Origin of the sequence: Kribbella sp. NPDC000426, assembly GCF_040300265.1 — a bacterium.
GTDB lineage: Bacteria > Actinomycetota > Actinomycetes > Propionibacteriales > Kribbellaceae > Kribbella.
In genome coordinates this window covers 571,885-596,879 of sequence record NZ_JBEPDK010000007.1, presented here as the reverse complement: position 1 = coordinate 596,879, position 24,995 = coordinate 571,885, and the positions used below count along the sequence as shown (strand labels likewise).

The following is a 24,995-nucleotide window of genomic DNA, read 5'->3' as shown; positions in this document are numbered from 1 at the left end:
GCGCCGACGCCCTCGGCATCATCAGCGACCCCCGCTACACCCAAGAACTCCTCACCCAAGCCCACAACCACCCCACCACAACCCCGACCACCGCCACAGACACCCCCGCCGACACCGCCGCCGACACCGCGCCCGCCGACACCGCCGCAGACACCGCCGCCGACGCCGCACCTGCCGGCGCCGCGCCCGCCGGCGCCGCACCTGCCGGCGCCGCACCTGCCGACGCCGCACCTGCCGACGCCGCACCTGCCGAGTCCGCCGAGACCGCCGCCGCACCCGCAGGCACCTCAACTCCGGCCCCGACCCCTGTCCAGCGTTCGGCGACGCGCTCCGAAGCCGCCCCCGGCCCCCGCCCCGCAGCACCAGACTCACAAACCGGCGTCGGTGCGCGACCCGGGTCGACGGGCTCGACGTCGACCGGCACGGGACCCGCAGCCGCGAACTCGCAGGCCGGCACCAGCACCCGATCGGAAGTCGCAGGCGGCGCCGCATTCGGCCCACTCGACCGCACGAGCGACGCACCACGCTCGTCGCCGGACCCTGCCCGCGGCCGCAGTACGGCGAGTCCGGCAAACCCGCCGTGTGACGGCTCGTGCAACCGCTCGACCGACACGCCCTACCTGTGGCCGAACCCGGCCCGCAGCCGCAGTACGGCAAGCCCGGCAACGCCGTGCGACAGTCCAGGCGATTGTTCGAGCGGCGCGCCGCGCAGACCGTCCACGTCGGCAGACCCGGCACGCAGCGACACGAGGGCACGCCCGGCCAGCCCGCCGTACGACGGACCGAACGGCGGTGACACCCACGTGGCTGACCCGACCGTTGACCCCAGCGCTAACCCGGTCGAGCTGCGGGAGCCTCCGTTGGAGGACGGCGCCGGACCGTACGATCCTGATCCGCCCAGTGACCCGTTCGACAATCGACTGCCGGAGTACATCCCCGGTCCGCGTAGCGAGCCCGACGACGGCGTGCCGATGGATGCATCCGCGCAGCGGGCGCTCGACGCACGTCTTGCCCAGATCAAACGTGACGCCTACGCCAATCCCGCCGACTCCGCGAACTCCGCGAACTCCGCGAACTCCGCGGGTCGAAGCGGTGGACAGGTGCGCCCTGGTCAGACTGAGGTCTTCGTGCATCTGACCGATCTCACGCTGGCCACCGGGACCGGTGTGCTGCGCGCCGAGGGGATCGGTCCGTTGCTGGCCGAGCAGCTCACCGAACTCGTCGGCCACGGGCCGTACACAGTGAAGCCGGTGATCGACCTGAACGACGCCGTCAGCGTGGACGCCTACGAGATCCCCGCGCGGATCCGGGAACGGGTGCGGCTGACCTACCCGGTGGAGTTGTTCCCGTACGGGACCAGGGAAAGCCACCGTGGCATCGATCTGGATCACATCGAGCCCTACGACCCGTACGGCCCAGCCGGGCAGACCAGCACCGGGAACCTGGCGCCGCTCAGCCGGTTCGCACACCGGGTGAAGACCCATGCCCACGGGTGGGATGTCCGGCGCGTCGATCACAAGACCTTGGAGTGGACGACGCCGCACGGGTTCATGTTCGAGGTCGGTCCGACCGGGACGCACCGCCTGCCCAACCGGAGACCGAATAGCTGATCCAGAGCTAGATGTACTGATCAGCCACGTTGGTTGAGAAAGTGTGACGACACGCGGTGAGTGTGGTTGATGCGTGAAGACCTCCCCCTGGGGAGTGGAGCTGTCTAGGACCCCTCCGACCACCAGAAGGTTGTCGCTTCCACGCCAACGCTGCTTTGACCCCACGTGCCCCGGTATCGCTATCGCGTCTGGTGGATGACGGCTGGCCCGTCGTGGGTCGCGGAACTGTTCCAGGTGGTGTTCCCGACTGCGAGCCGGTGGGCTGCCTGCGATCGCGAACTCGGCGAGGCCGCCATGCCGGGCCGGTCATCTCCTCCACGCGACCAGCTGAACCGGACGCGGCCGCACGCTGGATCGTCAGCCGCTGCTGCTGCCGCTGCTGCTGCCGCTGCTGCTGCCGCTGCTGCTGCCGCTGCTGCTGCCGCTGCTGCTGCCGCTGCTGCTGCTGGCGCTGCTGCTGGCGCTGCCGCTGCCGGTGTTGGTGCGGCTCCTGGTGCCGCTGCCGCTCCAGGTGCCGCTGCCTGTGCCGGTGCCGCTCCCGCTCCCGCTCGCGGTGCCGCTGCCGCTGGCACCGGGGCTGGCTCGCTCCGGCTTGGCCCAGGCTTGGGCGAGGGCGGCTCGCTGACCAGACCGGCATACCCCGCCTCGACCGTGCACTCCGTACGGCCGCGTTGCCGAAAGAACCACGTGTCGTATGCGGACCGGATCACGGGTGAGCGGATGATCCGCGGGCGCGATCTTGCACGTCGACGTGATGACACTCGGCAACCGTCCCGACGGCGGCGGCCGGCGCTACCTCGGCCGCGCCAATGCCCTGAAGTACCGCGCAGCCACTACCGGCAGGCCCTGCAACTCCCACCGCAACCCCAGGCCCAGCGCTCGTCCGTACCGTTCTCGGCGACCACCCCCGCGTCGCCTACATCGAAGTCCATGACGACGAAACCGTCACCACCGCGACCGCCGTCCCGCGTCACGCAGTGGACTGTTTCACCGACTGCGGCATCACCACCATCGAACAAGTCGCGTCCGACAACGGATCGGCCTGCCACTCCGACCTTTACCCCGCGCCGACCTCAGCATCACATCGAAGAAGACCCGGCGCCGCTGACCGACGGCAGAATCGAGAGGTTCCATCCCACCGCCCTTGACGGCGGCCGGGACTTCGCAGACCTGGGCGAGCGTCTTCCGCCGACCACTCAAGCCAGCGACCACCCCAAACTGGGTTGGTGAAGCCGGTCATGCTGTGTGGTCCCGTCAAAGCAAGCGCCCCGGTGGTTGTCCACCGGGGCGCTTGGGAGCTTTGGTGGGGTCAGCCGGTGAAGGGTTCCGCGGCGACGATCTGGACCGTTACGGGCTTGCCGTTGGGGGCCTCGTAGGTGGCCTTGTCGCCCTTCTTCTTGCCGAGGATCGCGGCGCCGAGGGGGGACTGCGGGGAGTACACGTCGATGTCGACCGACGCGTCCAGGGCGAGCAGTTCGCGGGAGCCGAGCAGGAACGTCTCGACGTCGTCGTCGCCGGCGAAGGTGATCGACACCTTCATGCCGGGCTCGATCTTGCCGCCGGCCTTCGGGGTCTCGCCGACCCGGGCGCGACGGAGCATGTCCTCGAGCTGCCGGATCCGGGCCTCGATCTTGCCCTGCTCGTCCTTCGCGGCGTGGTAGCCGCCGTTCTCCTTGAGGTCGCCCTCGTCCCTGGCCTCGCTGATCCGCTGCGTGATCTCCGCGCGGGCCGGGCCCTTCAGGTGCTCGAGCTCCGACTTCAGCTGGTCGTAACCGTCCTGCGTCAGCCAGACAACGCTGTCCTCATCGATCTTCTGCGTCACGGGCTGCTCCTTGTGTCGATGGAATGGGCAGGAAAATACTGCTGGCCGCCGTCGTCGACGGCGACCAATCAAACGAGCGTAGCAAGAGACCGCCGATCACGCAGGGGTTCTAGGGCGATCCAAACGCTCGGAAAGCGCTTGCTCGGAAGGTTTTCGCCACCAGGAGGCGAGAGTCGCGGCAATCGGTTGCCGCGTCAGGTTGACCCGGACTGTGCAGGGTCAGTGCGGGCGGTGCTGGTCGGCCGTCGTACAGCCGACGAGTACGACGGCGGTTGCGGAGCGTTGCGTTGTCAGCGTGACCGGAAGTACCTGGTGGCGGGGCGAATCCGCCTTCACCGTCACGGTCACCTCACCGACGATCGAGAAGTCGGCCGCCTTCGCCTGCAGCCGGCAACTGGCCTCGACCGATTTGGTCCGGTCCACCTGCATCGTGGCCTTCGCGCTGGTCGGCGAAACGATCTGGAAACCGTTCAGTTGCGAGGTGACCGGCGGATTCGACTGCACCCAGGCAGCCCACACCAGCCACACCAGCCCGGCCAGGATCACGACCCCCAGCCCGGCGATCACGAGCGGTCGCCGGGACCGCGCGCGCCTGCCGTACCGGCTGTTCAGGTCGGAAGTCTGGGTGGCGGCTGCTGGCTCGGTCACAGGTTGTCCAGGGGGTCGGTCGTGGGTTTTGCCGGAGGTTGGAGGACCATTGTGTCTTGTGAGTGGAGATCTTCGGTTGTTGCATGTGCACGCCCACCCGGATGACGAGTCGAGTAAGGGAGCCGCGTCGACGGCCAGGTACGTGGCCGAGGGCGTCGAGGTGATGGTCGCCACCTGTACCGGCGGCGAACGCGGATCGATCCTGAATCCGAAGATGGACCGCCCGGAGGTACTGGCGAACATCACCGAGATCCGCCGCAAGGAGATGGACGCGGCGCGCGAGATCCTCGGTATCCGGCAGGAGTGGCTGGGCTGGGTCGACTCGGGCTTCCCCGAGGGTGATCCGCTGCCGCCGCTGCCCGAGGGCTGCTTCGGCGCGCTGAAGGTCGAGGACGCCGCCGCGCCGCTGGTGAAGCTGATCCGCGAGTTCCGGCCGCAGGTCGTCACGACGTACGACGAGAACGGCGGCTACCCGCACCCGGATCACGTCATGTGCCATCAGATCACCGTGGCGGCCTTCGAGGCGGCCGGCGACAAGGACGCGTACCCGGAGCTGGGCGAGCCGTTCCAGCCGCTGAAGCTGTACTACCACCACACGTTCCACTACGAGCGGATGAAGGCGCTGCACGACGCGATGGTCGCGCGCGGCCTGGAGTCGCCGTACGCCGAGCGTCTGAAGGACTGGAAACCGGACCCGGAGAACGAGCGCCGGATCACCACCAGGGTCGAGTGCGCGGAGTACTTCGCCACCCGGGACAAGGCACTGCTGGCCCACGCGACGCAGATCGACCCGGACGGTGGCTGGTTCACTGTTCCGCTCGAGGTGCACCAGGTCGCCTGGCCGACCGAGGACTACGAGCTTGCGCGGAGTCTGGTCGAGTCGGAGCTGCCTGAAGATGACCTGTTCGCGGGGCTGCGCTGACGGGCGGGCATGACAGTGAGAGACTGGTGGCGTGACAGCGACGACCTCCCTTCTGACGGCCGAGATCGACCCGAACACGGTGAAACCCGGTTGGGTCGCGCTGTTGATCGTGCTCGCTCTCGGTGCCGCCACGGTGCTGCTGTGGCGCAACATGGGCAAGCAGCTGAAGCGGATCGACGTGCCCCACGATGGTGCGGACGACCCAGCACCGTCCGACGGCCCAGTGAGTCCGGACAGCTCGCCGTCCCAGGATGGCGCTGCGGACACTACGACTTCGGAGCCGACGGCGACTTCGATTCAGACCCCGACGCCGACTGAGCCGGACGAGTCGAAGCAACACTCTGAGCACTGACGCCATGACAGTGCGGTAACCCTGGTCACGAGATGGTGTCGGACTGGGCAGCCCACCTCCGCGTGACCCTATAGTGAGCCGGGTGCTGAATGGTGCCCCTCCCCGGTCCGCTCGGTGAGCGCGACTCGCGCGACCCGCGCCGCCCGGCATCGCATGCCCGGACGTCTGGTCGCGGCCGGGGTCGGTGCTGTCGTCATCGCCTCGGTGGCTCTCGTGGTCGCGCTGTTCGCGGCCGGCAGCCAGCCGCGTGACCTCGGCGGGATCGGCGGTCCGGACCTCTTGATCTCGTGGCTGCTGCCACTGCTCAAGCTGATCTCGACGCTGGCAACGGTCGGCTGTGCCGGCGCGCTGCTGGCGGCGGTCGTGCTGCTGCGGATCGAGGGCGGTCCGCTCGGCGTACAGGGCCGGCGTGCGGTCCGGGACGCGAGCAACTCGGCGATCATCTGGGCGGTCTGCGCGTTCGCCAACGCGGTAGTCACCGCGGCGATCCTGCTCGACACCCCGGTCGGTCTGCTGCGGATGCGGCTCGACGACGCGCTCGGCGTACCCGAGGTGAAGGCGCTGCTGATCACGGGCATCCTGGTGCTCGCGCTGGCGATCGGCATCCGCCGGGTGCAGACGTCGTCAGCGGCAGGGCTCGGCGTATTGGTCGCGATCGCGGCGTTGATCCCGACCGCGGTCACGGCGTACCCGCGGAACGAGTCGTACGTCGTGCTCGCGGGAGCGGCGCTCGTGCTCCATGTGATCGCGGCGACTACCTGGGTCGGCGGGCTCGCGGGGCTGGTCCGGTACGGGCGGGCGAGCCGGACCGGGCTGCCGATCGTGCTGGAGCGCTACAACCAGGTCGCGTTCATCTCGTCGATCGCCGTGCTGATCAGCGGTCTGATCAGCGCAGCCGGGCGGTTGGCCGCGAAGGGCGGCGGCTGGGGTTCGATCCTCGACCCGCTCACCGGTGACGCGTACGGCGCTCTGCTGATCGTCAAGATCGCCGCGTTCCTGCTGCTCATCGTCCTGTCCGCCCTCCACCGCAGCCGCGCGCACGGCGACCTCGTCGACGGCGGCCAGCCGTTCTGGCGCATCGTCGGCATAGAACTCTTCATCATGGCGCTCGCCCTGGGCCTCTCAATCGCCCTGTCCCAGACGATCTGACGAGAGCTGCGGTCAGGACGACACGCTTCGGGTCACGCATTGTGACGGGCTGGCTTAATGTGGCCTGGACCAATGACCAGGTGAGGTGTCATTTGCCCGAGCTGCGTAGCCGGATCAGCTTCGACGTGCTGGAGTCCGACGACGACTTCGTCCTCGACCGTCTGACCAAGAGTCTTGCGAACGAACTCCGTACAGTCGGGGAGGTCTCACTGCCGGTCGACGAGCCGGCCGACGACGACAAGGGCGCCGGCGAGTTGGTGCTCGCCACGCTCAATGTGTTGACCGCTGTCGACCCGCTGCAGATCGAGGCCGTCATACGCATCTTGACGAGCTTCCGCCGCCGCAATCCCGATCGAAGGATCAGGGTGGCGGTGGGAGACGCGAAGATCGAGATCGACAACCCGAGCGCGGAGCACGTCGACGAATTGGTCGAGGCCTTCCTCGCCGCAGCCAAACGCCGGAAGCGCTGATGGCCAGGCACGCGCTGCTGCTCGGCGCGGCAACGTTCCCCGCTGATCCCGCGTTGCGGAGCCTGCCCGGTGTTCGGCACGATGTCGATCAGCTCAAGGCCGTGCTGGATCAGGCCGGACAGTTCGAAAGCGTCGATGCGTTCGTCGATCTGGGCAGAGACCAGATGGTCACCAAGATCGAGCAGTTCTACCAGCAACGACGGTTCGGTGATCTTGCGCTGCTGTACTACTCGGGGCACGGCCTGCTGGCCGATAGCGACGCCGAGTCCTTGTTCCTCGCGACCAGGGACTCGGACAGCAGGGGCTCGTTGCATGCGTCGGGGGTCGATGCCGACGGCGTACTGCGCCATTGCCTGAACACCACCAAGGCGACGCAGAAGGTCTTGCTGCTGGACTGCTGCTTCTCCGGAGCGTTCGAGCTGCGCAATCGCTTCCGAGGCGGCGTGCGTCAGGAGCCCCGCCGTGGACTGCGTGAGCACGGGACGTTCGTGCTCACAGCGAGCACGCACCTACGAGCCGCGAAGGCCCAAGGCGACGGTCTGCCGTCCGTCTTCACTGCTGCGGTGCTCGACGGTCTACGTGGAGCGGCTTCGACATCCGACAGCCAGCCATGGATCACGACGAACGACCTTGCCCGCCATGTGCATCAGGCCTTGCGCACCTTCGGGCCGGTGGAGTCGAGCGAGGGAGTCACCGAACCGATCAAGCTCGTCGGAACGGCACCGTCATCCGGGCCGCGGGCCGGAAACCAGCCGCAATCGCAGGGCGGTGATGCGGACGCGGATCTCGATATCGATCAATGGCGACGGCTCGTCAACTACTACCGCAGGTGTCTGCGTCGTGGTGCGGAGCTGGGGTCGTTCCTACAACGGATGCAGCGGGACACGTACATCGTCTCAGCCCCCGGCCCGGAGGCGGTGTTCAGCGCCGGACCTGACCAGCAGCCGCACAATCCGGAGTTCGCCGCATTCGCTGCCAAGCAGGGATCTGATCAGCAGATCAGGTACGGGTACCCGGTCTTGCTGATGCCCAGCGGCGCCGGGAGCAGAGATCACCGATTCGCTCCGCTGCTCGTGTGTGATGCGATCGTCACCGCACAAGGTCAGGTGCTCGCGAGTCCGCCTGAGCTGAATCGCCCGGTTGGGGTGGAACTCGGACTGACAGACCCGGAGCTCGATGATCTGGCCCGGCAAGTTGACGAGACTTTCGTTGCCGGTGACAGGCATGCGCTCGCCGAGGTGGTGCGCCGTCTGATGGAAGTGCTTGGTTTGCAAGGCGCGGGTTCGATGGATCCCGCGCAGCTGTCGGGTCAGATCGCGGCCGGGCCAGTGAATCGCGTGCAGAACACGGCGATTCTGTGCGCGGCAGACCTCAGCCAAGGTGCGCAGGGCCGGTTACTCGAAGATCTCGAGAACCTCTCGACGAAACCGAAGGAGAGCCTCAGCTCCTCGGCAGGGACCCTGGCCGAGTTGGGCAGCGCAGACGAGCGTCAAGCCGGCCCCATCACGATCGTTGCGCCCGACCGTCTGAACGAAACCCAGGAACAGATCATCAGATCAGCGATGACTCAGCGGCTCACCGTTGCACAGGGGCCGCCGGGAACAGGGAAGAGCCAGTTGGTTGCGGCGCTAGTGGCGACCGCGACGGCCGCTGGTCAGACGGTGCTGGTCGGCTCGACCAACAACCGAGCTGTCGATGAGGTCTGTCAGCGAATCGATGCCTTGCTGGGCCCTGGCTTGCTGATGCGGACCGGAAATCGTCAGGTCGTCGCTCGCGAGTCCGACGTACTGCGTCACTTGATCCAGCGCGGTGCTGCGGCCGACGTCGACGCGCGGACTCCAGCTGCCGAGCTGCGGATCGCCGCAGAGGAGATCGGCGAGCTGCGGGCCGCGCTCGATCTGCAACGTCAGCTCGAACGGGATCTGGCTGACCTGGTGGTCGAGCGTGCTGGACACCAGCCGGTCGAGCAGTCCGATGAAGAGCTCGTGCTGGGTGTCCGGCTGGCAGAGCGGGCGGCCGCCGGAGGACTGTTCGCCTGGTGGTGGCGCTGGCGGCTGCGCTCTCGCGGCTGGTCGGCGCAGGGACCCCTCGCGGAGTTCGCGCTTCGACTGACGGTGGAGCTCAAGTGGCGGTCGGCTCGACGCCGGCTGGCGGAGCTGCCGGACGTGTCCGCCGTCTGGCATCGACTGGGCGGACTGACGGCCGAGGAACGGCCGCAAGCGAGCCTGAGGCTGCTGTCGGCTCAGCTGCAGGATCGCCTGCGATCAGGGCATAGCAGCCTCGAGACGCGGATCAGGGAGCTGTCGAAAGCACCGCCACGAACGTGGACGGGGTTCACGAATCTCCTACGCACGTTGCCGGCCTGGGCGACGACCACCATGTCTGCCCGAGGGTTGCAGCCGCAGCCGGAGATCTTCGACCTGGTCATCATCGACGAGGCCGCGCAGTGCACGATTCCGGCAGTGTTGCCAATGCTGTTCCGGGCTCGGCGGGTGCTCATCATCGGCGATCCGTTCCAGCTCAGCCCGGTGGTCACCCTGCCCGCCCCGGTCGATGTAGAGATGCAGCGCGAATCAGGGCTCAGCCGGGAATGGCTGGAGCGCCGGCAACTGACCTTCACGAGGTACTCCGCTTACGAGGCTTTCGAGGCCGTCGCGGGCCGCGTCTTCCTGCTGGATGAGCATTACCGTTGCCACCCGCAGATCATCGCGGCTCCGAATCGCCGCGTGTACCAGCACCGACTCACCGTACTGACGCCGCCGACCGAATCGAACGGGGACACGGTTACCTGGCGCCACGTCACCGGAGCCTTCAGCCACGGCGGCTCTGGTTCGGGGTGGAATCGCGCCGAGATCGAGGCAGTGGTCGACGAAGTACGTGAGCTCAGAACGGCGTACCCCGGGTCCTCCATCGGGGTCGTCACGCCGCTGGCCGCCCAATCGATGGCCTTGGACTGCGCCCTCAACCGAGCGGGCATTCCGCCGGACGAGGTCGTCCGCGGGACGATTCACAAATTCCAGGGCGGCGAGAAGGACATCATGGTCATCTCGCCTGTAGGCGCCCACGGTGTCCGTCGGCCGACCCAGCATTGGCTCGTCAATCAGCTCAATCTCTGGAATGTCGCGATCACCCGGGCGAGATCCCGTCTGATCGTCGTCGGCGACGAGGACTGGTGGTCCGGACAGAGTGGGCTACTCCCAGAGGTCCTGCGGCCCGACAGCGGCGATGAGGTCGGTGCTGGAGCTGATGATGCGACGGACAGGCTGCACGCAGCCTTCCGTCGGGCAGGCCTGGATGTCGCCCGGGACCAGCGGGTCCAGGGGCGACGGTACGACTTGCTGGTCGAAGGAAAGCTGCTGGTGCACGTCGACGATCCTCGCGGGGACGCTGATGGACGCGCGTTACGGAAGGTTCTTGCGACGCTCGACGTGCGGTGCCGGGGCTACGACCTGGTCCGCGTTCCGCTCTGGCGTTGCCTCCATGACCCGGAACAGATGGTTTCGGATGTCCTCGCCGACGTTCGATGAACTCATTGGCTGTCGGACCAAGGGGCGTTCCGTAGGTCTGTCGTCGTACGTCGCTCGCGGTCTGCTGGCCGGTCCTCAGCCGCCCGGCCGATGGCGATCAGCGAGACGATGTGCCAGCCGGCGCCTGGTTTCAGGTCGTCGGTCAGGCTCTCGAGGTTGAAGGCCCGGAACTGGCGGCAGCCGAGGTCCATGGCATGGGCCTGCAGCGTCAGGTGTGCGACCGATTGGCCGAGGTCGTAGTCGGCGAAGTCGGAGTAGGCCCAGTCGGTGTCTTCGACGTACCGGTGAGCGATCGTCACGATCAGCAGGGACGCGCTCGGCGCCCAGCGGGCCGAGCTGCGGGCGAGGTGTTTGACGACGCGATCGTGCTCGGGCTCGCCGCGGCGGGCCACGAAGTACGCCCAGGGCTGGGAGTTGCCCGCGGACGGCGCCCAGCGGGCTGCGTCGAGGAGGAGCTCGACGTCGTCGTCGGTGACGGTCCAGTCGGGGTCGAACCACAGCGGGCTGAAGCGGCTGGCGAGCAACGGGTGCACGGGCATGCACCAGTCCAACTGCTGCGTGGAGCGGTCCATTCCGTACGGTTGGGGCATGGCGAACGAGCTCGGGCGATCGACCAGTCCGTACCTGCGGCAGCACGCGGAGAATCCGGTCGAGTGGCGGGAATGGTCGGACCGGGCGTTCGCGGAGGCGCGCGAGCGGGACGTGCCGATCTTCCTGTCGGTCGGGTACTCCGCTTGCCACTGGTGTCATGTGATGGCGCACGAGTCGTTCGAGGACGCGGAGACGGCGGCGTACCTGAGCGAGCACTTCGTGAGCGTGAAGGTGGACCGGGAGGAGCGGCCGGACGTCGACGCGATCTACATGGCGGCGACGGTGGCGATGACCGGCCAGGGCGGCTGGCCGATGTCGGCGTTCCTGACGCCGGCAGGCGAGCCGTTCTTCTGCGGGACGTACTTCCCGAAGGACGCGCGGGGCGGTATGGCCTCGTTCCGGCAGGTGCTCGAGGCAATCACCGACGCGTGGACGAACCGGCGCGAGCAGATCGACGGGATCGGGAAGCGCGTGGTGGAGCAGCTCGGCGCGCAGCAGCAGCTGACCGGGGGAGAGGTCGACCTGGACCGGGCGGTGCAGCTGCTGAAGACCGACTTCGATCCGGTTGACGCCGGGTTCGGGCAGGCGCCGAAGTTCCCGCCGTCGATGGTGCTCGACTTCCTGCTTCGCCACCACCGGCGCACCGGCTCACCGGACGCGCTGCAGATGGTGGCGGCGACGTGCGAGCGGATGGCCCGTGGTGGGATGTACGACCAGTTGGCCGGCGGGTTCGCGCGGTACTCCGTGGATGGTCAGTGGATCGTGCCGCACTTCGAGAAGATGCTGTACGACAACGCGCTCCTGCTCGATGTCTACACGCAGTGGTGGGCCGTGTCCGCGGATCCGCTCGCGAAGCGCATCGCCGAGGAGACCGCGGACTTCCTGTTGGCGGAGCTCCGTACGCCGGAGGGCGGGTTCGCGTCCGCGCTCGACGCCGACACCGATGGGGAAGAGGGCAAGTACTACGCCTGGACGCCGGATCAACTGCGCGAGGTGTTGAGCGCGGAGGATGCGGACTGGGTCATCGAGCTTTGTGACGTGACCGGGACCTTCGAGCACGGTACGTCGGTCCTCCAGCTCCGGCGGGATCCCGATGACGCCGGGCGGTGGCAGCGCGTTCGGCAAGCGTTGAAGGAGGCGCGGAGTGTCCGAACCTACCCGGGACGGGACGACAAGGTAGTTGCCGCGTGGAACGGTCTGGCGATCACGGCGCTGACCCGGGCGGGAGTGGTGTTCGGCAAACCGCAGTACGTCGAGGCTGCTGCCGCCGCGGCTGGATTGATCCGGGACGTGCATCTCGACGGGCGGTTGTATCGGACTTCGCGGGACGGTGTGCGGGGGAGTGCGGACGGCGTACTCGAGGACTATGCGGCGTTTGCCCAAGCCTGCTTGACGTTGCTTGGGGCGACCGGAGAGATCGAATGGTTCGAGACCGCGGAGTCCTTGCTGGACAGGGTTCTGGAGCAATTTGTTGCTGATGGCTCCTATTTTGACACCGCGGCAGACGCGGAGCAGCTGGTGTGGCGGCCGCAGGATCCGACGGACAACGCCACGCCGTCCGGTGTGAGCCTGGCCGCGGAGGCGTTCACTACGCTGGCGAGCCTGACCGGATCGGTCCGGTACGAGACGGCTGCTGCTGAAGCGCTGAAGGCGTCCGCGGCCATTGCCGAGCGGGCGCCGCGGTTCGCGGGCCGGGCGCTCGCCGTCGCCGAGACGATTGCCGGCGGCCCCCTTGAGATCGCGATCGTCGGTCTGCAGCCCGAGTTGATCAGGACCGCGTTCACCGACGCGCCCTGGGGTACGGCGATCGTCGCCGGCGAGTCCGGTCTCGCCGTACCACTGATGGAGGGTCGCGACCAGCGCGCGGCGTACGTCTGTCAGAAATTCACCTGTCGTCTGCCTGTCACGTTGCCGGAACACCTTCGGCGCGAGTTGCGCCCTGCGGACTGACAGCTCGCCGAACGCAGGTTTTCCCCTTCGTTTCGGTCAAATCCCTTGACTCACGGCGACCGGACCGCAACAGTCGGTCCTCAAGTCGGATGTAACAGAAATCGCATGATTCGACACGCAGTGTCACAAATGAGGCAGTGGCACTGCTGGGTCAGCATCCGGCGCGTCCCCAACTGAATTCGGTCGCTGCGCCCAAACAGCGACCACACCGTGAGGAGATGTTGTCTTGAGACGACTGACATCAGCAGGGGCGGTGGCCATCGTCGCGGCAGCGGGTCTTGCCACGACGTTCACCGCTTCGACCGCGGGTGCCGCCGACCGGGCGGTTCCGCTTCCGGCATCCGGCTTCAACCAGCCCGCTGCCGTCCAGGCCGAACAGGCGCTGACCGCGCAGACGGCCGCAGCTCTCGGTCTCGGCAGTGGTGAGCAGCTCAAGGTTCGCGACGTCGTGAAAGATGCCGACGGCACCGAGTATGTCCGCTACGACCGCACGTTCAACGGCCTGAAGGTCGTCGGCGGTGACCTGATCGTCAAGCGCAAGGGCGAATCGATCGGTCAGGTCACCTACAACCGCGGCGCGAAGGCCGTCGAGGTCTCCACCAAGCCGACCTTGTCGCAGTCGGCCGCGCTCGCCAAGGGCGCGCAGGCAGCGAAGTTCAAGGCCTCCGGCAACAAGGGCCAGTTGGTTGTCTTCGTGACGCCGACCAAGCCCGTGCTCGCTTACGAGGTCGTCACCACCGGTGTGAAGCCCGACCAGACCCCGTCGGTGCTGCACTCGTTCATCGACGCCAAGACCGGCGCCGTTCTCGACCAGGACGACGAGGTCAAGACCGGCACCGGCAACTCGATGTACGCCGGCACGGTCACCATCGGTACGTCGGGCTCGTCCGGCAACTTCTCCATGACCGACTCCAGCCGCGGTGGCAACTACACCACCGACCTGAACGGCTCGACGTCCGGCAACGGCACCACGTTCACCGACGCCGACGACACCTGGGGGACCGGCGCCGCGTCGAACCGTCAGACCGCCGGTGTGGACGCGCACTACGGCGCCCAGCTGACCTGGGACTACTACAAGAACGTCCACGGCCGTAACGGCATCTTCAACAACGGCCAGGGCGCCCGCTCGCGCGTGCACTACGGCAGCTCGTACGTGAACGCGTTCTGGGACGGCACCCAGATGACGTACGGCGACGGTCAGGGCAACACCCACCCGCTGACCGCGATCGACGTGGCCGGCCACGAGATGAGTCACGGTGTCACCGAGGCGACCGCCAACCTGAACTACTCCGGTGACGCGGGCGGCCTGAACGAGGCCACCAGCGACATCTTCGGCACGATGGTCGAGTGGTACGCGAACAACTCGAGCGACCCGGGTGACTACCTGATCGGCGAGAAGATCAACATCAACGGCGACGGTACGCCGCTGCGCTACATGGACAAGCCGTCGAAGGACGGCGCCAGCGTGGACTGCTGGTCGACCAGCACCGGCGGCCTCGACCCGCACTACTCGTCCGGCCCGCTGAACCACTGGTTCTACCTGGCCTCCGAGGGCACCGGCAGCAAGACCATCAACGGCGTGACCTACAACAGCACCGCGTGCAACGGCACGACGTTCGCCGGTGTCGGCCGCGACGTCGCCTCGAAGGTCTGGTACCGCACGCTGAGCACCAAGCTCAGCTCGGGCAGCACCTACAAGGACGCCCGTGAAGGCGCGATCACGTCCGCCAAGGAGCTGTACGGCGCGGACTCCGCGGAGTGCAAGGGCATCGAGGCCGCGTTCGGCGGGATCGCGGTCCCGGCCGGCTCGGCTGCCTGCGGTGGTGGCACCACGCCGCCGCCCACCGGCGACAACCTGCTGCAGAACCCGGGCTTCGAGTCCGGCGCGGTGAACTGGACCGGCACCTCCGGCCCGGTCACCAACAACACCGGCCGCCCGGCGCGTACCGGTAGCTGGAAGCTGTGGCTGCAGGGCAACGGCCGCGCCACCACCGAGAACGTAGGCCAGTCGGTCGCGATCCCGGCATCGGCGACGACCGCGAGCCTGTCGTTCTGGATCCGGATCGACACCGCCGAGACCACCACCTCGACGGTGTACGACACCGCCAAGGTCCAGGTCGTCGACGGATCGACCACGACCACGCTGGCGACGTACTCGAACCTGAACAAGAACACGTCGTACGTGCAGAAGACGCTGAACCTCTCGGCGTACAAGGGCAAGACCGTCACGGTGAAGTTCGTCGGCCAGGAGGACTCCTCCGCGCAGACCAGCTTCGTCATCGACGACACCTCGCTGACCGCGAGCTGACCGACGTCCGGGGTGCGGGCCCACCGCCCGGGTCCGCGCCCCGGATCCCTTTGGCCGAAGGAGATCGGTCCATGAAGAAGCTCCTCGTCGCCGCGCTCGGCACCGCACTGGCGGCCGGCGCGCTGATTGCCCACGGCAACGTCGCTACCGCGGCGGAGTCACCGGACATTTCGGTCACCAACACCAAGGCCCATCTCGACCAGCTGCAGTCGATTGCCACCAGCAACGGCGGCAACCGGTACACGGGCCGGCCGGGGTACAAGGCGTCGGCCGACTACGTGAAGGCCAAGCTCGACGCGGCCGGCTACACCACCACCTTGCAGTCGTTCAGCACCTCGGCGGGTACGTCGTACAACGTGATCGCGGAGTGGCCGCACGGCGACGCGAACCACGTCGTGATGACGGGCTCGCACCTGGACAGCGTCAGCGCCGGTCCGGGGATCAACGACAACGGCTCAGGCAGCGCCGGCGTACTCGAAACCGCCCTCGCTTACGCTGCCAGCGGCCAAACCCCCAAGAACCGCTTGCGTTTCGGGTTCTGGGGATCCGAGGAGCTCGGGCTGCTCGGATCGAAGTACTACGTGAACAACCTGCCCGCGGCCGAGCGGGACAAGATCGAGCTGTACCTGAACTTCGACATGATCGCGTCGCCGAACCCGGGGTACTTCGTGTACGACGACAACCCGGCCGGCGACGGCGCCCGTGACGACCTGGTCTCGTACTTCACCGGCAAGGGCGTGCAGACCGAGTTCATCGACGTCCAGGGCCGCTCCGATCATGCGGCGTTCCGTTCGTTGGGGATTCCAACGGCCGGGACGTTCTCCGGCGCCGAGGACATCAAGTCCTCGGCCCAGGCGTCGAAGTGGGGAGGTACCGCGGGGCAGGCGTTCGACCCGTGCTACCACCGGTCCTGCGACACCATCAGCAACCTGGACCTGACCTCGCTGGACCGCCAGATCGATGCCATCGGCTACATGATCTGGACCTACGCACAGAAGGACTACACCGGCGGTCCGCCGCCGTCGGGTGACAACCTCCTGCAGAACCCGGGCTTCGAGTCCGGTACGGCGAACTGGACGGGGACGACCGGCGTGATCACCAGCAACACCGGTCGACCGGCCCGCACCGGGACCTGGAAGGCATGGCTGCAGGGGAACGGCCGCAGCAGCACCGAGAACATCGGGCAACCGGTGACGCTGCCGGCGTCGGCGGCCGCGTTGTCCTTCTGGGTCAGGATCGACACCTCGGAGACCACGTCCTCCACGGTGTACGACACGCTCAAGGTGCAGGTCGTCAACGGCTCCACGACGACCACGCTCGCGACGTACTCGAACGTGAACAAGAGCACGTCGTACGTGCAGAAGACGCTCGATCTCTCGCCGTACCAGGGAAAGACGGTCACGGTGAAGTTCGTCGGCCAGGAGGATTCGTCCTTGCAGACGAGCTTCGTGATCGACGATGTCGCGGTGACCGCGAGCTAGATCTTCGTGCAGAGCTTGCCTGGTGGGATGGCGGCTTCGGTGAGCAGCTTGTTCACCGGGGCCGCCAGCGGCTTGACCTTCGGGTCCTCGATCCGGGCGGTCTTCCCGTTCGCCGTGACCGCGAGGATCATGTCGTCGGGGTGCTTGGTCGTCGGCTTGGTCGCGACCAGACTGGCCCAGTCGACCTGCTGAGCGGCGGCGCTGATGCTCGCCAGCAGGCTCGGATCCAGCTTGCACCGGATCGTTTCCTTGCCGCGCGCGCTCACGGTCGCGACGCCGTCAGGGCTGATCAGCACCTGGTCGTCGAAACCCGCGAAGCCGCCTTTGCGGCTGACCGTCAGCGGCAGACCGGCGCCGACCGGCGTCGACTGCGTCACGCTCGCGGTCGGCAGTGTCGGTGCGGACGGCGTCGGGGTCGTGGGTGCGCCGCCGGCGCCGGACTCGTTGCCGCATCCGCTCAGCACGACGAGTCCTGCCAGGGCGGCGATTGCTGTGTATCGGCTCAGGTTCGTCACGCACTATGGATACACGTTGACCGTGCGTTCGTTGCAGCTGTGATGGGACTGAAATATTCAGACCACCGGCGAGACCAGGTCGACCATTGCGCGGGTCAGCTGGACCCGCTGTTCGAACAGCTCCTTCGGCGCGTCGGCCTGACCGAGCACCTCCAGAGGCAGTGCGGTGAATGCCGCGCGTACCAGGAGCGAGCCCAGGTACCCGTACAGCACCTCGTCCTCGGACACCTGCATCCCCTCGGCTTCGAGTCCGTCCAGGAACGATTTGAGGATGACCCTGTGCACCGCGGGCAACGCCTCCGGTGCCAGCTCGCCGGCGTGCGCCAGCCCGATCAGCAGCTGCCCCAGGTCGAACCCGACGGCCTGCGGGCAGTCGAAGCCCCAGTCGATCACCACGAACTCCTCCGGCTTGCCCTCTGGCACCAGCAGGTTCTGCGGGCTCGCGTCTCCGTGCTGGTAGCACTGCGGCAATGCCTCGAGTGCATCGAGAACCGCGGGGATGCGCTCGCCCAGCTCGAGCAGATCGTCCCGCAGTCCGTGTTCGCCGAGGTTGCAGACCGCAGCGCCCAGCAACGGGTGCTTCCAGGTCTGCGGGTCCGCCAGGGCGGGCAGCGTGCCACGGCTGACTCGACCCTCCGCGTAGAAGCGCAGTCCGATGCCCGGAGTCGTGACATGCTCGCGGGGGAGAAACGGCTCGACCAGGTGCGGCTGGCGACGCGCGGACAGGCGTCCCAGCAGGTACGCCGCACGCTCGAACCGGTCGATCGGCCACGGACCGGGCTCCTGGGTGATGTTCTCCATCCACAGCGTGGCGCGGTCGTCGTCGTACACGTCGATCCGGTACGTCGCCGGGAGCCGCATGCCGTCCGGGAGAAGCCGGGCGATATCGCTGCGGTGGACGGCGATCTCCAGCTGCCAGGGCACGTTGTGGATGAACGACTCGCGGAACTCCTCCGGCAGCATGTGCAACATCGGCCAGTGCCGGACCGACTGGAACTTCTTCACGAAGCAGGACCACTTGACCCCGTCGGCCGTGCCGAAGACCCGGTTGAGTGACTCGGTGCTCGGCGTGCCGATCGGGTAGTCGACCGGCTCGACCCGGACGTCGGCGGGCACGGCCTGCGGATCGCCGGTGATCGTCCGGACCAGGGCGGTGAATTCGTCGTCCGGCAGGGCATCGCGCCCTAGCGGTTCGAGTGCGGTGATCATGTTCCCCCCAAGGAAGTAAAGCCACCTTACCAACGGTATAGTAAAGTGGCTTTATGACTTCCGTCAACGACGTTCCGGGCCGGCTGCAGGGGCCTTGGTCCGGACACATCGCCGGCCTGCTCGGAGCCGCGTTGAAGCGGATCCGGGAGGAGATCCTGGCCACGTCGGAGGATCGCTACCCCGGCCTGCGGGTCTCCCACTACCGCCTCCTCGAGATGATCCCGCCCGACGGCGCCCGCATCACCGACCTGGCCGAGGTCGCGGTCATGACCAAACAGGGCCTCGGCCAGCACGTCGATTACCTCCAACGCCTCGGGTACGTCGAGTCCGACCGGCTCCGCGCCGACCGCCGGGTCCGCCTGGTTCGCCGTACGCCGAAGGGCGATGAAGCGGCCGCCTACAGCCAGGCGGCCATCGAACGCGTCGAAGAGATCTGGTCGGCCCGCCTGGGCCCCGAGCGCTACGAGGCCCTCCGCGAGACCCTCCGCGAACTGGGGTTTCAGAGTGGGTCGAGGAGTTCGACGTAGCCGTCGGTGCCGTGGACGCGGATGCGTTGGCCGTCTTCGATCAGGCGGGTGGCGTCCGGTACGCCGACGACGGCGGGTAGGCCGTACTCGCGGGCGATCACCGCGCCGTGAGTCATCAGGCCGCCGACCTCGGTCACCAGTCCGGTGATCGCGACGAACAGCGGTGACCAGCTGGGGTCGGTGTGGGACGTGACCAGGATGTCGCCGGCCTCGAGGTTGGCCTTCGAGATGTCGAGGATGACGCGGGCCCTGCCTTCGACGGTCCCGGCAGAGACCGGCAGCCCGACCAGTGCGCCGTCCGGCAGGTCGTCGCGCCGGTACTCGCCGGCGACAGCCTCGCCGTCCGACGTGAGGACGCGAGGTGGGGTGAGTAGTTGGTAGGTCTGGAATGAGTCCTTGCGTGCTTGGAGGAGGTGGGGGTCGAGCTTGTTGGTGCGCGCGAGCTCCTCGAACGTCAGGTAGAACGCGTCCTCCTGCTCGGGCAGGACGTTCGCGCGTACGAGGCGGTCGGCCTCTCGCAGCAGGGCCTGCTTGTAGACGACGTACCGGCTGATGATGTTGTACTTCGGGTACTCGCGGTATCCGATGAAGACGCGGACCCGCTCGATCATCCGCCGGGTCTCGTCGGCCTTCTGGTCACCGTCCGGCAGGGCCCGGAGGCGTTCGAGCAGCTCTGCCTCCTTCTGGTGCGCTTTGCGCAGCCCTTCCTCGAAGCGTCGCCGGGCGGCGCCGGGCTCGAAGAGCTTCACGTTGTCGAGAATCAACGGCACGAGAGTCGTCGGCCGCTCGCTCCACCGCGGCCTCGTGATGTCGATCTCTCCCGAGCAGCGCATGCCGTAGCGGACCAGGTACGCCTCGATGGCGTCGCGCGCCTCGGCCCCGCCCGGGTACTTCGGCAACTCGGCGAGATAGCCCTCGTCCTCGACGCCCTGCAGGAACTCGACCAGCTCCGGGTACGGGCGGATCACGTCGGCGACGTCGAGCAGCGCCAGCCCCATCTCCGAGGTGATGTTGTTGGGCGCGGACAAGGTGAGCGTGTCAGCGGCGTTCTTCTCGCCCAGCCATTCCTGCAAGTGGTCGTTGAGCCACCAGGTGGCTTCCATCCCGGCCATGATCGCCCGGACACTCAACGGGTCGGTGAGGACCTGCTTGTGCTCCTGAAAAGCCTTGAGGAGGGCGTCGAACAGCGCGGGACCGGTCAGGTCTGCGAGGTCTTCACGCAGCTTGGCCAGGGACGTCTGACTGCGTTCGATGAGGCCCGTGACGATGGCGGGGTCGGTCTCGATCGGCGCGGGTGTGGCGGGCGGCGTACTCCGTTTCTCGTCCGGGCGGGTGGGGATGAAGTCGCCGCGGTCGAGCAGGGTCTGCAGCGCGTCCCTGATCAGCGGATCGCCGCGGCCTATCAGGTCGAGGAAGGCGGCGCGGGCTGACGGTGAGGCCAGACGCGCGGTGGCGTCGACGAAGAGGCGTCCGCCGGCAACCTTCATCGGTGCCATCGCCGTCAGCTGCCAGATCGAGATGCCCAGGGGCTTCATCGCGTCGGTCATCATCTGTTGGTGTCCGACCGACAGGTAGACGTGGTTGTCCTGGTCACCGCTGTCGGGAACGGGGAAGAGGGTGGTGATCGGGCGGCTCTGGACGATCTGGAAGTCGTCGTCGACCAGACACCACTCGATGTCCTGTGGACGGCCGAAGTGGGCTTCGATCCGCCGGCCGAGCTCCACCAGCCGCAGTACCTGAGCATCGGTGAGCGCGGGCACTTCCTGCTGCTCCGGATCGAGCGCCAGGGTTTGTGTGCCGCCGTTCGGTAGGGCGCGGATGGCGAGCTGTTTGGCGGCGATCGACTTGGCGATGATCTGACCGTCACGGACCTTGAAGACGTCCGGGTTCACCAGGCCGGAGACCAAGGCCTCGCCGAGCCCGAAGCCGGCGTCCACGGCAGCGACCTTCCGGTTGCCGGTGACGGGATCGGCCGTGAACAGGATGCCGGCCGTCTCGGCCAGGACCATCTGCTGCACGACCACGGCGAGCTGGACCTTCCGATGGTCGAAACCGTTCCGCATCCGGTAGGTCACGGCCCGCTCGGTGAACAACGACGCCCAGCATCGGCTGACGTGCTGAAGGATCGCCTCCGCGCCGACGACGTTGAGATAGGTGTCCTGCTGACCCGCGAACGAGGCTGTCGGCAGGTCCTCCGCCGTCGCGCTGGACCGTACGGCATACGCGACGTCGTCCCCGAGCCGCTCCACCGCATCAACGATCGGCGCGGCGAGATCCTCGGGCATGGCAACCGCTTCGAGCGACCGACGGATCTCCGCGCTGACGGCGGCGACACCTTCACGATCGTCCGGGGCCAGCCGCGAGAGTCGATCCAACTGGTCGTCGATCGACGGCGCCGCCGCCATGATCCGCCGGAACGCGCACGTCGTCACGCAGAACCCCGGCGGCACCCGCACCCCGTCGATCCCCGACAACACACCCAGATTCGCACCCTTCCCGCCGACAGCACCGACCTGGAACTCGTTGATCTCCTCGAAGTCCACGACGTACCGGTTGTCCACAACGTTGCCCTTTCTGGTGTCCGGCGGCATCTCCTGTGATAGGAGAATCGCTCATGAAACCTATCCGTATCGGCGCTCAGGTCGCCCCGCAAAAGGCAGCGGCGTACGCCGACATCCGGCGTGCCGCGGCAGCGGTCGAGGAGCTTGGGGCGGACCTGCTCTTCACCTGGGACCACTTCTTCCCGCTGGGGAAGTCGGCCGACGGGACGCACTTCGAAGGCTGGACGATTCTGGCCGCGTGGGCCGAGCAGACGTCCCGCATCGGTCTCGGCGTTCTCGTCAGCTGCAACTCGTACCGCAATCCCGATCTGCTCGCGGACATGGCCAGGACCGTCGACCACATCAGCGGCGGCCGGGTCGTGCTCGGGATCGGCGCCGGGTTCAAGGAGCGTGAATTCCTCGAGTACGGCTACGAATTCCCGTCGGCAGGTCGCCGGGTAGCGGAGCTCGACGCTGCCTTGCCGCGGATCGAGAAGCGGCTCGCCGCTTTGAACCCGCCGCCGCTGGGTCCGATGCCGATTCTCATCGCCGGCGGCGGTGAGCAGAAGATGCTCCGGATCGTCGCCCGCCACGCCGACATCTGGAACACCTTCGCCGAGGGCGACGACCTGGTGCGCAAGATCGGCCTGCTCGAACGCTACTGCGCCGAGATCGGCCGTGACCCCGAGTCGATCGAGGTCTCCGTCCACGTCGGCGGCGACCCGTGGGAGAACGGCCCGGCACTACGCGAGCTCGGCGTCAGCCTCTTCACCCTCAGCACCAGCGGACCTGATTACGACCTCGACACCGTTCGTCGCTGGATCACCTGGCGCGACGAGCAGAACGGCTGACGTGCGCGGTGGCAGAATGCCTCATATGGGCGGACTGTCGTTGCGGTCAGAGGATTCGTTTCTTTCGATCGCCAGTCGGGGGTCGATCCTGTCGATCGGATCCGTGGGGTCGGTGCTCAGCATCGGATCGGTCGGGTCCGCGCTGTCGGTCGCGTCGGTGGGGTCGACGCTGTCCGCGTTCTCCGCGGGCTCGGTGCTGTCCGTCGGGTCAGCGCTCTCGGCACGCTCCCGCTGGTCGCTGTTGAGTAGCGACGGCGATCACGACGTACTGAAAGCACCGCCCCGCGGTGCGTTTCACGCCGGCGCGGGGGTCGCGCTGGTTGTGCTGCTGGCGGCGCTCAGCCACCGGCGCTAGCCGGCGTGGTACGTCGCGATGCTGACGGCGATGTAGTGGCAGATGAAGGCGGCCACGGTGAACGCGTGGAAGATCTCGTGGAAGCCGAACCAGCGCGGTGACGGGTTCGGGCGCTTGGTGCCGTAGACGACGGCGCCGATCGAGTACAGCCCGCCGCCGACCGCGATCAGCGTGACGACCGCCGCGCCGCCGGCGTGGTAGATGTCGCCCATCCAGAAGATGGCGACCCAGCCGAGCGCGAGGTAGATCGGCGTGTAGATCCAGCGCGGTGCGCTGAGCCAGAAGATGCGGAACAGGATGCCGGCGGTGGCGCCGCCCCAGACCAGACCGAGCATCAGCAGCCGGTCCTTGCCGTGCAGCAGGACCATGCCGAGCGGGGTGTAGGTGCCGGCGATCAGCAGGAAGATGTTGCTGTGGTCGAGCCGGCGCAGGATCGCCTCGCCGGTCGGGCCCCAGTAGAAGCGGTGGTACAGCGCGGAAATGCCGAACAGCAGCATCGCGCCGGCGGTATAGACCGCGGCGGCCAGCCGGGCGTCGGCGTGCGGGGCCAGGCAGATCAGGACGATGCCGGCGGCGGTGGCGAAGGGAAACGTGCCGGCGTGCAGCCATCCGCGGAGCTTCGGTTTGAGGGGTCCGAGCCGGCCGGAGAGCCGGTGACCGAGTTCCTGGGGCTGGGCGCTGGTAGCGGTCATCGCCGTCCTTTCGAGGGGTGCCGGGCGGTTTATACCTACGCAACCGTAACCTACGGAACCGTAGGTTGCATGGGTCAGAAGGATGAAATGTAGGCGACGTCACCCGGTCGGCGCACCACCACCCGCGGTTACGACGCACGAACCGGCAGGAAAGTTCGGCCTGCCCGGCAGCTTTCTGTGAGGCACTCCGAGGGCTCTCACCCACGCCTCGATGTGGGCTAGCCTCGTGACCGAGAGTCTTTGAGGAGAGCACCCTGCCCATGCGGACACCTGGCAAGCAGAAGCTGCGGGACGCGGTCTACGGTCTGTACGAACGCCGGCTGATGCGATCGCTGTCGCCCGACCGGATCCCGCGGCACATCGGCGTCATCATCGACGGCAACCGGCGCTGGGCCCGCCAGGTCGGCGACCCGGTGTCGCGCGGCCACGAGGCCGGGGCGAACAAGATCTCCGAGTTCCTCGAGTGGTGCGACGACGTCGGCGTCAAGGTCGTCACGGTGTGGATGCTGTCCACCGACAACCTGACCCGCCCGGCCGACGAGCTGGAGCCGCTGCTGCGGATCATCGAGCAGACCGTCGAGGAGCTGACCGCGATCGGACGCTGGCGGATCCACCCGGTCGGCGCGCTCGACCTGCTCCCGGGCAGTACGGCGGAGGTCCTGAAGGCCGCCGAGACCGCGACGCACGACAACGAGGGCCTGTTCGTCAACGTCGCCGTCGGGTACGGCGGCCGCCGCGAGCTCGCCGACGCGGTCCGTTCGCTGCTCCTCGAGGAAGCCGCGAAGGGTATGTCGATCGAGGAGCTGGCCGACCGCGTCGACGTCGAGCACATCGCCCGGCACCTGTACACGAAGGGCCAGCCGGACCCGGATCTCGTCATTCGTACGTCGGGGGAGCAACGCCTGGGCGGATTCCTGCTCTGGCAGAGCGCGCTGAGTGAGTTCTACTTCTGCGAGGCGCTCTGGCCCGATTTCCGGCACGTCGACTTCCTTCGCGCGATCCGGAGCTACGCCCAGCGAGAGCGTCGCTTCGGCACGTGACGCCGCGTCCGCAGCGCGCACACGTCGTACGGCGACGCAGGTAGTAGGCGTACGTCGCCGTACCGAGGGCCGCGCCCCACACGACCCAGAGGATGCCGGGGGCATTGATCGCCCAGTTGTCGCCGTCCAGGGGTAGCTGGGTGTTCATCAGGCCCGCGGGAACGAGAACGACGGCAACGATCGAGGCCGGCACGATCGCGAGCAGGGGCGGTACGCGCTTGCCTGCCTTGAACCAGATCCAGCGCGGGTAGACCTCGCCCCAGCGGTGCACGAGGCCGTGGGTGAGTACGCCGCCGGCGAGTCCCATTACGGCCAGGCCGAGGCCCATCTCGAGCATGCCGGGCGTGTCGGCCATCATCCGGTGGAAATCGTCGGTGATACCGACGGGCCAGCCGAAGTACCAGGCGACGCGGGTGAACTCGTACGGAAGGTTCGC

General features: G+C 67.6%; 19 protein-coding genes and 1 pseudogene. 13 read left to right on the top strand and 7 right to left on the bottom strand.

Annotation, left to right across the window (positions count from 1 at the left end; translation table 11 throughout):
- Positions 1-1,610: pseudogene (locus tag ABT313_RS34500) on the top strand (hypothetical protein); the annotation flags it as partial.
- Between the two features lie 1,309 nt (positions 1,611-2,919).
- Here ABT313_RS34500 and greA read toward each other — a convergent pair.
- Positions 2,920-3,432 carry a transcription elongation factor GreA gene (gene greA / locus ABT313_RS34495; RefSeq protein ID WP_134108254.1) on the bottom strand — a complete coding sequence of 171 codons (513 nt, stop codon included), beginning with the start codon at positions 3,430-3,432 and terminating at the stop codon, positions 2,920-2,922.
- Positions 3,433-3,651: 219 nt separating this feature from the next.
- Positions 3,652-4,080, bottom strand: coding sequence for a DUF4307 domain-containing protein (locus ABT313_RS34490; protein WP_350862441.1), 429 nt, complete (start codon positions 4,078-4,080; stop codon positions 3,652-3,654).
- 58 nt (positions 4,081-4,138) lie between these two features.
- On the opposite strand from ABT313_RS34490, the gene mca reads away from it, so the two are divergent.
- From mca to ABT313_RS34465, 5 genes are all read left to right on the top strand, one after another.
- Positions 4,139-5,002 (top strand): mycothiol conjugate amidase Mca, encoded by an 864-nt coding sequence (gene mca, locus ABT313_RS34485; RefSeq protein ID WP_350862439.1) that lies wholly within the window; start codon positions 4,139-4,141, stop codon positions 5,000-5,002.
- A 31-nt stretch (positions 5,003-5,033) separates the two neighbouring features.
- Positions 5,034-5,354 carry a hypothetical protein gene (locus ABT313_RS34480; protein WP_350862437.1) on the top strand — a complete coding sequence of 107 codons (321 nt, stop codon included), beginning with the start codon at positions 5,034-5,036 and terminating at the stop codon, positions 5,352-5,354.
- Positions 5,355-5,468: 114 nt separating this feature from the next.
- The gene (locus ABT313_RS34475; protein ID WP_350862435.1) at positions 5,469-6,503 is read left to right on the top strand and encodes a CopD family protein; all 1,035 of its coding nucleotides are present in this window, start codon (positions 5,469-5,471) and stop codon (positions 6,501-6,503) included.
- A 92-nt stretch (positions 6,504-6,595) separates the two neighbouring features.
- A complete protein-coding gene (locus ABT313_RS34470) occupies positions 6,596-6,973 on the top strand; it encodes a hypothetical protein (protein WP_350862433.1) in 378 nt (125 codons plus the stop codon).
- A complete protein-coding gene (locus ABT313_RS34465) occupies positions 6,973-10,500 on the top strand; it encodes a caspase, EACC1-associated type (RefSeq protein ID WP_350862431.1) in 3,528 nt (1,175 codons plus the stop codon). Before ABT313_RS34470 ends, ABT313_RS34465 begins: the two co-directional genes overlap by 1 nt.
- Before the next feature lie 2 nt (positions 10,501-10,502).
- Here ABT313_RS34465 and ABT313_RS34460 read toward each other — a convergent pair whose 3' ends face one another.
- Complete coding sequence (locus tag ABT313_RS34460) at positions 10,503-11,039, bottom strand: nitroreductase family protein (RefSeq protein ID WP_350862429.1); 537 nt, start codon at positions 11,037-11,039, stop codon at positions 10,503-10,505.
- Between the two features lie 49 nt (positions 11,040-11,088).
- Between ABT313_RS34460 and ABT313_RS34455 the strand changes: the two genes are divergently transcribed.
- From ABT313_RS34455 to ABT313_RS34445, 3 genes are all read left to right on the top strand, one after another.
- The gene (locus ABT313_RS34455) at positions 11,089-13,041 is read left to right on the top strand and encodes a thioredoxin domain-containing protein (protein ID WP_350862427.1); all 1,953 of its coding nucleotides are present in this window, start codon (positions 11,089-11,091) and stop codon (positions 13,039-13,041) included.
- A 226-nt stretch (positions 13,042-13,267) separates the two neighbouring features.
- Positions 13,268-15,349: a M4 family metallopeptidase gene (locus ABT313_RS34450; protein WP_350862424.1), complete on the top strand. Its 2,082-nt coding sequence runs from the start codon at positions 13,268-13,270 to the stop codon at positions 15,347-15,349.
- A gap of 71 nt (positions 15,350-15,420) precedes the next feature.
- On the top strand, positions 15,421-16,830 hold the full coding sequence (locus tag ABT313_RS34445; protein ID WP_350862422.1) for a M20/M25/M40 family metallo-hydrolase: 1,410 nt from the start codon (positions 15,421-15,423) through the stop codon (positions 16,828-16,830).
- Here ABT313_RS34445 and ABT313_RS34440 read toward each other — a convergent pair.
- Together ABT313_RS34440 and ABT313_RS34435 are read right to left on the bottom strand one after the other, a co-directional pair.
- A complete protein-coding gene (locus tag ABT313_RS34440; RefSeq protein WP_350862420.1) occupies positions 16,827-17,345 on the bottom strand; it encodes a hypothetical protein in 519 nt (172 codons plus the stop codon). The two genes, ABT313_RS34445 and ABT313_RS34440, sit on opposite strands and share 4 nt — an antisense overlap.
- 57 nt (positions 17,346-17,402) lie before the next feature.
- Positions 17,403-18,554 (bottom strand): phosphotransferase, encoded by a 1,152-nt coding sequence (locus ABT313_RS34435; protein ID WP_350862418.1) that lies wholly within the window; start codon positions 18,552-18,554, stop codon positions 17,403-17,405.
- Positions 18,555-18,607: 53 nt separating this feature from the next.
- Between ABT313_RS34435 and ABT313_RS34430 the strand changes: the two genes are divergently transcribed.
- Positions 18,608-19,081: a MarR family winged helix-turn-helix transcriptional regulator gene (locus ABT313_RS34430; protein WP_350862416.1), complete on the top strand. Its 474-nt coding sequence runs from the start codon at positions 18,608-18,610 to the stop codon at positions 19,079-19,081.
- Here ABT313_RS34430 and rph read toward each other — a convergent pair.
- Positions 19,054-21,672 (bottom strand): rifamycin-inactivating phosphotransferase, encoded by a 2,619-nt coding sequence (rph, locus tag ABT313_RS34425; RefSeq protein ID WP_350862414.1) that lies wholly within the window; start codon positions 21,670-21,672, stop codon positions 19,054-19,056. The genes ABT313_RS34430 and rph overlap by 28 nt on opposite strands.
- Before the next feature lie 23 nt (positions 21,673-21,695).
- Between rph and ABT313_RS34420 the strand changes: the two genes are divergently transcribed.
- On the top strand, positions 21,696-22,472 hold the full coding sequence (locus ABT313_RS34420) for an LLM class F420-dependent oxidoreductase (RefSeq protein WP_350862412.1): 777 nt from the start codon (positions 21,696-21,698) through the stop codon (positions 22,470-22,472).
- Positions 22,473-22,584: 112 nt separating this feature from the next.
- Positions 22,585-22,827 (top strand): hypothetical protein, encoded by a 243-nt coding sequence (locus ABT313_RS34415; RefSeq protein WP_350862410.1) that lies wholly within the window; start codon positions 22,585-22,587, stop codon positions 22,825-22,827.
- On the opposite strand, the gene trhA is transcribed toward ABT313_RS34415, so the two are convergent.
- Complete coding sequence (gene trhA / locus ABT313_RS34410; protein WP_350862408.1) at positions 22,824-23,519, bottom strand: PAQR family membrane homeostasis protein TrhA; 696 nt, start codon at positions 23,517-23,519, stop codon at positions 22,824-22,826. The two genes, ABT313_RS34415 and trhA, sit on opposite strands and share 4 nt — an antisense overlap.
- A gap of 260 nt (positions 23,520-23,779) precedes the next feature.
- Between trhA and ABT313_RS34405 the strand changes: the two genes are divergently transcribed.
- A complete protein-coding gene (locus ABT313_RS34405) occupies positions 23,780-24,559 on the top strand; it encodes an isoprenyl transferase (RefSeq protein ID WP_350862406.1) in 780 nt (259 codons plus the stop codon).
- The last annotated feature ends 436 nt before the right edge of the window (positions 24,560-24,995 follow it).

Coding starts and splice junctions, on each gene's coding strand:
- ABT313_RS34465 (WP_350862431.1), top strand. CDS start 6,973: ATGGCCAGGCACGCGCTGCTGCTCGGCGCGGCAACGTTCCCCGCTGAT.
- ABT313_RS34460 (WP_350862429.1), bottom strand. CDS start 11,039: ATGCCCGTGCACCCGTTGCTCGCCAGCCGCTTCAGCCCGCTGTGGTTC.
- ABT313_RS34455 (WP_350862427.1), top strand. CDS start 11,089: ATGGCGAACGAGCTCGGGCGATCGACCAGTCCGTACCTGCGGCAGCAC.
- ABT313_RS34445 (WP_350862422.1), top strand. CDS start 15,421: ATGAAGAAGCTCCTCGTCGCCGCGCTCGGCACCGCACTGGCGGCCGGC.
- ABT313_RS34435 (WP_350862418.1), bottom strand. CDS start 18,554: ATGATCACCGCACTCGAACCGCTAGGGCGCGATGCCCTGCCGGACGAC.
- ABT313_RS34430 (WP_350862416.1), top strand. CDS start 18,608: ATGACTTCCGTCAACGACGTTCCGGGCCGGCTGCAGGGGCCTTGGTCC.
- rph (WP_350862414.1), bottom strand. CDS start 21,672: ATGCCGCCGGACACCAGAAAGGGCAACGTTGTGGACAACCGGTACGTC.
- ABT313_RS34420 (WP_350862412.1), top strand. CDS start 21,696: ATGAAACCTATCCGTATCGGCGCTCAGGTCGCCCCGCAAAAGGCAGCG.
- trhA (WP_350862408.1), bottom strand. CDS start 23,519: ATGACCGCTACCAGCGCCCAGCCCCAGGAACTCGGTCACCGGCTCTCC.
- ABT313_RS34405 (WP_350862406.1), top strand. CDS start 23,780: ATGCGGACACCTGGCAAGCAGAAGCTGCGGGACGCGGTCTACGGTCTG.